General features: G+C 61.0%; 8 protein-coding genes and 1 pseudogene. All 9 read left to right on the top strand.

Features of this window, described 5'->3' with window-relative positions; all coding sequences use genetic code 11:
• Positions 1–93: 93 nt before the first annotated feature.
• The 9 genes and pseudogenes from DCO47_RS22530 to DCO47_RS22490 all read left to right on the top strand — a co-directional run bounded on the left by DCO47_RS22530 (position 94) and on the right by DCO47_RS22490 (position 10,639).
• Positions 94–969, top strand: a complete 876-nt coding sequence (locus tag DCO47_RS22530) for an SMP-30/gluconolactonase/LRE family protein (RefSeq protein ID WP_116658956.1) — start codon at positions 94–96, stop codon at positions 967–969.
• A 270-nt stretch (positions 970–1,239) separates the two neighbouring features.
• Positions 1,240–2,058, top strand: coding sequence for an SDR family oxidoreductase (locus tag DCO47_RS22525; RefSeq protein WP_116658955.1), 819 nt, complete (start codon positions 1,240–1,242; stop codon positions 2,056–2,058).
• Between the two features lie 278 nt (positions 2,059–2,336).
• Positions 2,337–3,341 (top strand): substrate-binding domain-containing protein, encoded by a 1,005-nt coding sequence (locus DCO47_RS22520; RefSeq protein ID WP_064361467.1) that lies wholly within the window; start codon positions 2,337–2,339, stop codon positions 3,339–3,341.
• A 53-nt stretch (positions 3,342–3,394) separates the two neighbouring features.
• Positions 3,395–4,945, top strand: a complete 1,551-nt coding sequence (gene araG / locus DCO47_RS22515) for an L-arabinose ABC transporter ATP-binding protein AraG (RefSeq protein WP_042610712.1) — start codon at positions 3,395–3,397, stop codon at positions 4,943–4,945.
• A 12-nt stretch (positions 4,946–4,957) separates the two neighbouring features.
• Complete coding sequence (gene araH, locus DCO47_RS22510) at positions 4,958–5,926, top strand: L-arabinose ABC transporter permease AraH (protein ID WP_116658957.1); 969 nt, start codon at positions 4,958–4,960, stop codon at positions 5,924–5,926.
• 405 nt (positions 5,927–6,331) lie between these two features.
• Positions 6,332–7,045 carry a GntR family transcriptional regulator gene (locus DCO47_RS22505; RefSeq protein WP_042610713.1) on the top strand — a complete coding sequence of 238 codons (714 nt, stop codon included), beginning with the start codon at positions 6,332–6,334 and terminating at the stop codon, positions 7,043–7,045.
• Positions 7,042–8,037, top strand: a pseudogene (locus tag DCO47_RS22500) (ADP-ribosylglycohydrolase family protein); the annotation flags it as partial. The gene DCO47_RS22505 and the pseudogene DCO47_RS22500, both read left to right, overlap by 4 nt.
• 213 nt (positions 8,038–8,250) lie before the next feature.
• Positions 8,251–9,717 carry a cytosine permease gene (locus DCO47_RS22495; protein ID WP_042610715.1) on the top strand — a complete coding sequence of 489 codons (1,467 nt, stop codon included), beginning with the start codon at positions 8,251–8,253 and terminating at the stop codon, positions 9,715–9,717.
• The gene (locus DCO47_RS22490; RefSeq protein WP_116658954.1) at positions 9,710–10,639 is read left to right on the top strand and encodes a PfkB family carbohydrate kinase; all 930 of its coding nucleotides are present in this window, start codon (positions 9,710–9,712) and stop codon (positions 10,637–10,639) included. The genes DCO47_RS22495 and DCO47_RS22490 overlap by 8 nt, the downstream gene beginning before the upstream one ends.
• Positions 10,640–10,756: the final 117 nt, after the last annotated feature.

Raw genomic sequence — 10,756 nt, 5'->3', positions numbered from 1 at the left:
GGTGGTTCACTACCAATGATGTCGACTGATACACCGCTATCGCGAGCAGGCTCACTCCTACAATGCGAACAACAAGAACATGAAGGATTCCAGATGACCTGCACCGCCCTGACCCAACACCGCGCGCTACTCGGCGAAGGCCCGTTCTGGGATGCGCCGACCCAGGCGTTGTACTGGGTCGACATCGCTGGCAAACAAGCATTGCGCCTGATTGGCCAGAACGTGCAGATCTGGCAAATGCCTGAGCACATCTCCGCCTTCATTCCCTGCGCCAGCGGCGATGCGCTGGTCACGTTGAGCAGCGGTGTCTATCGACTGGATCTCGAATCTCCCGGGCTCGAGCCACGCTTGACCCTGTTCTGCGTTGTCGACCCGCAACCGGGCAATCGGCCCAACGAAGCCCGCTGTGATGCGCTGGGCCGCTTGTGGCTCGGCACCATGCAGAACAACATCGGCGAGCACGGCGAGGATCTGCCGATCGTGCGGCGTTCCGGTGGCCTGTTCCGCGTCGATCCCGATCAGCGCGTCACGCCACTGCTGCTCGGTCTGGGCATTCCCAACACCCTGCTGTGGAGCGACGACGGCACCACGCTGCTGTTCGGCGAAAGTCTCGACAGCACGCTCAATCGATATTTCATCCGCACCGACGGCAGTCTCGATGCGCCACAGGTTTTCTATTCATCCGATCAGCACGGCGGCCCCGACGGCTCGGCCATGGATGCCGAAGGCTATGTGTGGAATGCGCGCTGGGACGGCAGTTGCCTGTTGCGCCTGACGCCGGACGGGCAAGTGGATCGCAAAATCGATCTGCCGGTCAGTCGCCCGACCAGTTGCGTATTCGGTGGTGAAGACCTGAAAACCTTGTACATCACCAGTGCAAAAAGTCCGCTCAATCATCCACTCGATGGTGCGGTGCTGAGCATGCGCGTCGATGTTGCAGGAAAACTCTGTACGCGTTTTGCCGGTTAAATCCCAAAATATGGGATGCAAAATTATATATTGAGATTATTTGCGGGTCGGGTTTATAGTCGGCTCCAGCAGTAACACGCACTCACACTTAAAAAGAACAAAACAGGTGAAGTGATGCAGCGAATTCTTGTCGCCCGCTTAGGCGGGATCCGCCTTTTGTCACGGCTCAATGCCGTTGGCGACGCTTGCCTGTTTCTTTTCCCAAGCCGTGAAAACCGGACATCGACCGATGCCCGGTTTTTTTGCGTCTGCGCGCGGGAGGCCTGAACCATGGTTGAAGCGCTCACATTGCCTGCCGTGCCGCCACCGCCAAAAGGTGAACGCCTGAAAAACAAGGTTGTGCTGCTGACGGGTGCCGCGCAGGGCATTGGCGAAGCGATCGTTGCCGCCTTTGCCTCACAGCAGGCCAGACTGCTGATCAGCGATATCCAGGCCGACAAGGTCGAGCAGGTCGCCGCCCATTGGCGTGCACAAGGCCATGACGTGCAGGCGCTGAAGGTCGACGTGTCGAATCAGCAGGATCTGCATGCCCTTGCCAGACGCGCCGTGGAATTGCATGGCCGCATCGACGTGCTGGTCAACTGCGCCGGGGTCAATGTGTTCCGCGATCCGCTGCAGATGACCGAGGAAGACTGGCACCGTTGCTTCGCCATTGATCTGGATGGCGCCTGGTATGGCTGCAAAGCCGTGCTGCCGCAAATGATCGAGCAGGGCGTCGGCAGCATCATCAACATCGCCTCGACTCATTCCAGCCACATCATTCCTGGCTGCTTTCCGTACCCGGTGGCGAAGCACGGCTTGCTCGGCCTGACCCGCGCCCTCGGCATCGAATATGCGGCCAAAGGCATTCGCGTCAACGCCATCGCCCCGGGCTACATCGAAACCCAGCTGAACGTCGATTACTGGAACGGCTTTGCCGATCCCCACGCCGAGCGGCAGCGCGCCTTCGACCTGCATCCGCCCAAGCGCATCGGCCAGCCGATCGAAGTGGCGATGACCGCAGTGTTTCTGGCCAGCGATGAAGCACCGTTTATCAACGCCTCGTGCATCACCATCGATGGTGGTCGCTCGGTGATGTACCACGACTGAATAGAACGGATTTCCAGCGCTGAACTACGCTTGAAATCCAATCATCATACGATATGACTATTTTCAAATAGCTTTGCAGCAGTACGTGTCACGCCACCACACCTGTGGCGAGGGAGCTCGCTCTCGCTCGGCTGCGCAGCAGTCGTAAATTCGGGCTATGCGGTGTGTCTGATTGACCGAGGTAACCGGTTTTAGGGCCGCTTCGCAGCCCAGCGGGAGCAAGCTCCTTCGCCACAAGCTGTTTAATTTGCTCAAAAAAAATAACAAGGAGTCATCTGATGAAACGTCGTTTCGGGATTCGTACCCTGTGCAGCACTGCCCTGGCGGTCACTGCGTTCAGCCTGAGCAGTGCGCTGCTCGCCGCCGACGCGGTGAAGATCGGTTTTCTGGTCAAGCAGGCCGAAGAACCGTGGTTCCAGACCGAATGGGCTTTTGCCGAAAAAGCCGCCAAGGACAAGGGCTTCGAACTGATCAAGATCGCTGTGCCTGATGGCGAAAAAACCCTTTCGGCCATCGACAGCCTGGCTGCCAACGGCGCCAAGGGCTTCGTGATTTGCCCGCCGGACGTGTCCCTCGGCCCGGCCATCATGGCCAAAGCCAAGATCAACGATCTGAAAGTGATTGCCGTCGACGACCGTTTCGTCGACGCCAACGGCAAATTCATGGAAGACGTGCCGTACCTGGGCATGGCCGCGTTCGAAGTCGGCCAGAAGCAGGGCGCCGCCATGGCTGCCGAAGCGAAAAAGCGTAACTGGGACTGGAAAGACACCTACGCGGTGGTCAATACCTACAACGAACTCGACACCGGCAAGAAACGCACCGATGGTTCGGTCGATGCGCTGAAGAAGGCCGGCATGCCAGAGGATCACATCCTCTTCGCCGCGCTGAAAACCCTCGACGTACCGGGCAGCATGGACGCCACCAACTCGGCGCTGGTGAAACTGCCGAGTGCGGCGAAAAACCTGATCATCGGCGGCATGAACGACAACACCGTGCTTGGCGGCGTGCGTGCTACCGAAGCGGCCGGGTTTGCCGCGACCAACGTAATCGGCATCGGCATCAACGGCACCGACGCCATTGGCGAGTTGAAGAAACCTAACAGCGGCTTCTTCGGTTCGATGCTGCCGAGTCCGCACATCGAAGGCTACAAAACCGCCGAGATGATGTACGAGTGGATCACCGCCGGCAAAGAACCGCCGAAGTACACCGCCATGGATGACGTCACCCTGATCACCCGCGAAAACTTCAAGCAAGAGCTGGAAAAAATCGGCTTGTGGAACTGAGGCAGCGACGGCCCGGGCAGCCGGGCCGTTTTTCGGTGTGAAGAGGTGGCTTTATGCACGCGCAAGTACAGACACAAGAACAACAACATGGCGCCAGCGGCAGCCTGCGCTTCAACGGGATCGGCAAGACCTTTCCCGGGGTAAAAGCGCTCGATGGCATCAGCTTCGTCGCCCACCCCGGCCAGGTTCATGCCTTGATGGGCGAGAACGGTGCGGGCAAGTCGACGCTGCTGAAAATCCTCGGTGGCGCCTATATTCCGAGCAGCGGTGAACTGCAGATCGGCGAGCAGGCGATGGCGTTCAAGTCCACCGCCGACAGCATTGGCAGCGGTGTCGCGGTGATTCACCAGGAACTGCATCTGGTGCCGGAAATGACCGTCGCCGAGAACCTGTTTCTCGGTCATCTGCCGGCCAGTTTCGGTTTGATCAATCGCAGCGAACTGCGCCAGAAAGCCTTGAATTGCCTGAAAGGCCTGGCGGACGAAATCGATCCGCAAACCAAAGTCGGGCGCTTGTCGCTGGGCCAGCGCCAATTGGTGGAAATCGCCAAAGCGTTGTCTCGTGGTGCTCACGTCATCGCTTTCGACGAACCGACCAGCAGCCTCTCGGCGCGCGAGATCGATCGCTTGATGGCGATCATCGGGCGCCTGCGCGATGAGGGCAAAGTCGTGCTCTACGTGTCCCATCGCATGGAAGAAGTGTTCCGCATTTGCGACGCCGTGACGGTGTTCAAGGACGGCCGCTACGTGCGCACGTTTGAAGACATGAGCCAGCTGACCCACGATCAACTGGTGACCTGCATGGTCGGTCGCGACATTCAGGACATCTACGACTACCGCCATCGCCCCCGTGGCGCCGTGGCGTTGAAAGTCGATGGTTTACTTGGCCCGGGCCTGCGCGAGCCGATCAGTTTCGAAGCGCACAAGGGCGAGATCCTTGGCTTGTTCGGCCTGGTCGGGGCAGGGCGCACCGAGCTGTTTCGTCTGCTCAGTGGCCTGGAGCGCAATACCGCCGGACGCCTTGAATTGCGTGGTCACGAACTGAAACTGCGCTCGCCCCGTGACGCGATTGCCGCCGGCATTCTGCTTTGCCCGGAAGACCGTAAGAAGGAAGGCATTATCCCGCTGGCCAGCGTCGCCGAGAACATCAACATCAGTGCCCGTGGTGCGCATTCCGGGCTTGGCTGCCTGATCCGTGGCCTGTGGGAAAAGGGCAACGCCGACAAGCAGATCAAGGCCCTGAAAGTGAAAACCCCGCACGCCGGCCAGCAGATCAAGTTCCTTTCCGGCGGCAACCAGCAGAAGGCCATTCTCGGCCGCTGGCTGTCGATGCCGATGAAGGTTTTGCTGCTCGACGAACCGACCCGTGGCATCGACATCGGCGCCAAGGCCGAGATCTACCAGATCATCCACAACCTCGCCGCCGACGGCATTTCGGTGATCGTGGTGTCCAGCGATCTGATGGAAGTGATGGGCATTTCCGACCGCATCCTGGTGCTGTGCGAAGGCGCCCTGCGCGGCGAAGTCAGCCGCGACCAGGCCAATGAATCCAACCTGCTGCAACTGGCTTTGCCACGCCACCGCGCTGACGGCGTGGCGAACTGAGAGGTGACTATGATGACTACCCAAAACGAAACCCTGCCGACCGAGCGCAAACCGCTGGACCTGCGGCGCTTCCTTGATGACTGGGTCATGCTGCTGGCGGCGATCGGCATCTTTGTCGCCTGCACGCTGCTGATCGACAACTTCCTCTCGCCGCTGAACATGCGCGGTCTGGGCCTGGCGATTTCCACCACCGGCATCGCCGCGTGCACCATGCTTTACTGCTTGGCGTCGGGGCACTTCGACCTCTCGGTTGGTTCGGTGATTGCCTGTGCCGGCGTGGTCGCGGCGGTGGTGATGCGTGACACCAACAGCGTGTTTCTCGGGGTCAGTGCGGCGCTGGTGATGGGCCTGATCGTCGGGTTGATCAACGGCATCGTGATTGCCAAGTTGCGCGTCAATGCGTTGATCACGACGCTGGCGACCATGCAGATCGTTCGCGGTCTGGCTTATATCTTTGCCAACGGCAAAGCGGTCGGCGTCTCGCAGGAATCCTTCTTCGTCTTCGGTAACGGCCAGTTGTTCGGCGTGCCGGTGCCGATCCTGATCACCATTGTCTGCTTCCTGTTTTTCGGCTGGCTGCTGAACCACACCACCTACGGGCGCAACACCATGGCCATCGGTGGCAACCAGGAAGCGGCGCTGCTGGCGGGCGTCAACGTCGACCGCACCAAGATCATCATCTTCGCTGTGCACGGCGTGATCGGCGCGCTGGCGGGGGTGATCCTGGCCTCGCGGATGACTTCCGGGCAGCCAATGATCGGTCAGGGTTTTGAACTGACGGTGATCTCGGCTTGCGTGCTGGGCGGGGTTTCGCTGAGCGGCGGCATCGGCATGATCCGCCATGTGATTGCCGGGGTGTTGATTCTGGCGATCATCGAGAACGCGATGAACCTGAAGAACATCGATACGTTTTATCAGTATGTGATTCGGGGTTCGATCCTGTTGTTGGCCGTGGTCATTGACCGCCTGAAACAACGCTAACGTCAAGAACTACCCTCACCCCAGCCCTCTCCCGGAGGGAGAGGGGGCCGACCGAGGTGTCTTGCGGTCTACATCGACCTGGAAGGTTGGGTCGATTGTGGATTCGCTAAAGCAATATCAGGTCGGCGTATCTCCTGAGCATCCCTCACCCTCTCCCTTTCCCTCCGGGAGAGGGAGAGGGGGCCGACCGAGGTGTCTTGCGTAATCCGTCGACCTGAAAGCTCTCGTCGATTATGGATTCGGCGAAGCACTTTCAGGTCGGCATACCTCTTGAGCATCCCCCATTCAGTCCCCTCTCCCTCCGGGAGAGGGCTAGGGTGAGGGTGCTTTTGACTTTCAACCTTCTGTCTCTTCCCCCGAGATTTTCCTTGCTCGCCCGCACCCGTTTCGGTTATCAATTTGTACATGATTAGACAGGTACGATTCGACAAGAAACAAAGGGTGGTCGACGAGCTCGTCCGACGCATCGAAAGCGGCCTCATGGAGGACGGCTTTCTGTTGCCCGGCGAACATCAGTTGGCTCAAGAATTCCAGGTCAGCCGTGGCACCTTGCGTGAGGCGCTGGCCGAGCTGAAGCGGCGCAAGTACATCGCCACGCAAAGTGGGGTCGGTTCCATCGTGACCTTTGACGGTGTCGCGCTGGATCAGCGCAGCGGCTGGGCGCAGGCGCTGGCCGACAGCGGGGCGCTGATCAACACCGAAGTGTTGCGCCTCGAAGCCGTAACCCGACCTGATCTGCTGGTGCGTTTCGGCACCGATCAATTCATCACCCTCGACCGTCGCCGGCGCGCCACCGACGGTACGCTGGTGTCTCTGGAACGTGCATTGATGCCGGCCAACGGCGGCCTGGAAAGCCTGCCGCGTGTCGGTCTGATCGACAATTCTCTGACCATCACCCTGGCCGCCTACGGCTACATCGGCGAGCGCGGCGATCAGTGGATCGGCGCCGAGCCGCTGAGTGCCGAAGACGCCGAGTTGCTCGGTCGCCCGGCCGGCACGGTGTTCCTCAAGGCGCTGCGCACCACCTACGACCGACAGAATCGTTTCATGGAGCAGGTCGAAAGCCTGCTCGATCCCGTGCACTTTCGTCTGCACCTGCAATTTGGAGAATCGAAATGACCGCGCTCAACCGTGCGCTCGGCGCTTTCTACGGTCTGGCGCTGGGTGATGCGCTGGGCATGCCGACGCAGTCGCTCGATCGTGAAACGATCAAAGCGCGCTTCGGACAGATCACTGATCTGCAGGATGCCGGTCCCTTGCAACCGATCGCTGCGAACATGCCCAAGGGCTCAATCACCGATGACACCGAACAGGCGATTCTGGTCGGCGAGTTGCTGGTCGAAGGCCAGGGCCGCATCGACCCCGCCGTGCTTGCCCAGCGCTTGATCGAATGGGAAGCACAGATGCAGGCCAAAGGCTCACAGGACTTGCTCGGCCCGTCGACCAAACGCGCCATTGAAATGATCCTCGCCGGGCATTCCCCGGAAGAAGCCGGGCGCTACGGCACTACCAACGGCGCGGCGATGCGCATCACCCCGGTGGGAATAGCTGCGAACGTGGCCGATCCGCAGCGCTTCATTGCGGCGGTGGTGCAAGCCTGTCAGGTGACCCACAACACCACGTTGGGGATTTCCAGCGCGGCGGCGGTGGCGGCGGTGGTCTCGGCCGGGATCAATGGTGTCGATCTGGGCGAGGCGCTGAACCTCGGCCAGCAGATTGCCCAGCAAGCCGAAGTCCACGGGCACTGGGTCGCCGGTGGGCGCATCGCCTCACGGATCAGTTGGGCGCGCAGCATCAGTGTCGACAGTGACAAAACACTGCTCGCCGATCTGCTCTATGACGTGATCGGTACATCGGTGGCGTCGCAGGAGTCGGTGGTGGTTTCATTCGCGCTGGCGCAACAAGTGGCCATTGGCGAGATGAGCGCTTTTGACGCGGTGTGCATGGCCGCCAGCCTGGGTGGCGACACCGATACCATCGCGGCGATTCTCGGTGCCATGCTCGGGGCCTGCCTGGGGCTTGAGTGCTGGCCGGAGCCGATGATTGAAACGGTGAAGGTTGTTAATCAGCTGGAGCTTGAGCCGTTGGTGCAGGGGCTGTTGGCCTTGCGCGGATTGGGCTGCCGCCTTCGCGAGCAAGCTCGCTCCCACAGGGTATGTGAACGCCACAAATCCAATGTGGGAGCGAGCTTGCTCGCGAAGGCCGCACCGCATAGTCGAATACTTAACCAGCAATGGATCGCACAGACAGGCCTCGGAAGGCCGGTTGTCTTGTCGTTTTGCATCATTGCCACAACCACAAAAAAGGCAAACAGGAGCATCTTCATGAGTTCATCAACCGCCGGGCAAAGCGTCGGGCAACTGGAAACCCGCGGCATCGAGCCGGTGCCGGAAGCCGAGTGCAACGGTCATCCGCTGCAGCTGTTCTGGGTCTGGTTTGCCGCCAATATTTCCATTCTCGGCCTGCCGCTGGGCGCCACGCTGGTGGCGTTTCGCGGGCTGGCGATCTGGCAGGCGATCATCGTCGCGATCCTCGGTGCCGCCGGTTCGTTTGCGGTGGTCGGCATCATTTCGATTGCCGGACGTCGTGGCCGCGCGCCGAGCCTGACGCTGTCGCGGGCGATCTTCGGCGTACGCGGCAACATCGGCCCGACGCTGGTTTCGCTGATGTCGCGTCTGGGTTGGGAAACCGTCAACACCACCACCGCGGCGTTCGTACTGCTGTCGCTGTGTTCGATCCTGTTCGGCTCGCCGGTCGAGGCGAAAAGCGCGCCGGTACTGACGCTGATCTTTATCGCCATCTTCGTCCTGCTGACGTTGGCGGTCTCCGGCCTCGGCCACGCGACACTGCTGGTGATCCAGAAGTGGGCGACCTACGTGTTCGGCGCGCTGAACATTCTCGTCGGCGGCTTCCTCTGCGCGACCATCGACTGGAGTGCGGTGTTCAACGCCACGCCGGCGCCGCTGAGCGCGATGATCATCGGTATCGGCACCATGGCTGCCGGCACCGGCATCGGCTGGGCCAACGCCGGCGCCGACATGTCGCGCTATCAGCACCGCAGCGTCAAGGCTGTGCGTCTGGTGGCGTCCGCGGCATTCGGCGCGGGCATTCCGCTGGTGCTGCTGATCACCCTCGGCGGCTTGCTCTCGGTGGGCAACAATGACCTGGCTTCGGCGACTGACCCGATCGTGGCGATCCGCGACATGCTGCCCACCTGGATGGCCGTGCCGTACCTGATCACCGCGTTCGGCGGCCTGCTGCTGTCGAACAACCTGTCGGTGTACTCGGCCGGCCTGACCACGCTGACGCTGGGCCTCAAGGTCAAACGCGTCTACGCGGTGGTGGTCGACATCGTCGCGATCTTCGCCGGCTCGATCTACTTCATGCTCATCGCCGACAGTTTCTACGGCCCGTTCATCACCTTCATTTCCCTGCTGGCGGTGCCGATCACTGCGTGGGTGGGGATCTTCGTGGTCGACCTGATTCACCGTCACTACTACAGCCCCAAAGACCTGCTCGACGTCAGCCCGAGCAGCGCCTACTGGTATCGCGGCGGCATCGAGTGGCGCGCGTTCGGCGCCTGGGCGATCGCCATCGTGCTCGGCTTCAGCTTCACCACCATCGGCACCACGGCGGAAAACGTCTGGTTCAAGGGCTTTCTGTCCGACTCCTGGCTGGGCCACAACGGCCTCGGCTGGATCGTGACCTTCGTCGTCGCCGGTGGCCTTTACCTGATACTCGGCGGCGCGAAAGATCGCCGCGCCGCGCAACCCGAGAATGCTCATGCCTAAGATGTTGCACACCGGCCAGGTCATCATCGACCTGGTCATGGCCGTGGATAAATTGCCGCAGATTGGCGGCGACGTACTGGCGCAGTCGGCGGGATTCGAAGCCGGTGGCGGTTTCAACGTGATGGCGGCGGCGGTGCGTAACGGCTTGCCGGTGGTCTATCTCGGTCGCCATGGTAGCGGGCGCTTCGGCGATCTGGCACGCCAAGCGATGCAGGCGGAAGGTATCTGCATTGGCATCCGCGAACCGGCCGAGCGAGACACCGGGTTGTGTGTGGCGCTGACCGATGCCTCGGCCGAACGCAGTTTCATTTCCTACATCGGCGCCGAAGGCGAGGTGACCGAGGAGGATTTGAACAGCGTGCTGGCCGAGGCCGGCGATTACGTTTATCTAAGTGGTTACAGCCTCCTGCACGAGGGCAAGGCGCAGGCGTTGCTCGACTGGACACTGGCGCTGCCGGGATCGGTCAATGTGGTGTTCGACCCGGGACCGCTGGTGGAATCGCCGGACGCGCCGATGATGCAAGCGTTGCTGCCGCGCATCGATGTGTGGACCAGCAACAGTGTCGAGGCGCTGCGCTTTACCGGCGCTGATGAGATTGGCGTGGCAATGGATCGTCTGGCGAAATTTTTGCCTGAAGACGTGCTGATGGTGGTGCGCGACGGGCCGCAGGGTTGCTGGATTCAACAGCGTGGCGAGCGTCGTCAGGTGCCGGGATTTGCTGTGAAAGCGCTGGACAGTAATGGCGCCGGCGATGCCCACGCCGGGGTGTTTGTTGCCGGATTGGCGCAGGGATTGGATGCGTGGGAATCGGCCAGGCGCGCCAATGCTGCGGCAGCGCTGGCGGTAACTCGCTGGGGGCCGGCGACATCGCCGGGGGCGGCTGAGGTTGATGAGTTTATCTGTCAGTCCTGCGGCGACTGACCTGAGGCCTTCGCGAGCAAGCTCGCTCCCACAATGGATCTGTGTCGTACACAAATCTTCTGTAGGAGCTGCCGAAGGCTGCACTCTTTTTATCCTCAAACACAAAAGATACCAGCC

This window comes from Pseudomonas sp. NDM, from assembly GCF_003105095.1.
Taxonomy (GTDB): domain Bacteria; phylum Pseudomonadota; class Gammaproteobacteria; order Pseudomonadales; family Pseudomonadaceae; genus Aquipseudomonas; species Aquipseudomonas moraviensis_A.
The sequence above is the reverse complement of the archived record's forward strand: the minus strand, read 5'-3'. Positions and strand labels throughout refer to the sequence as shown.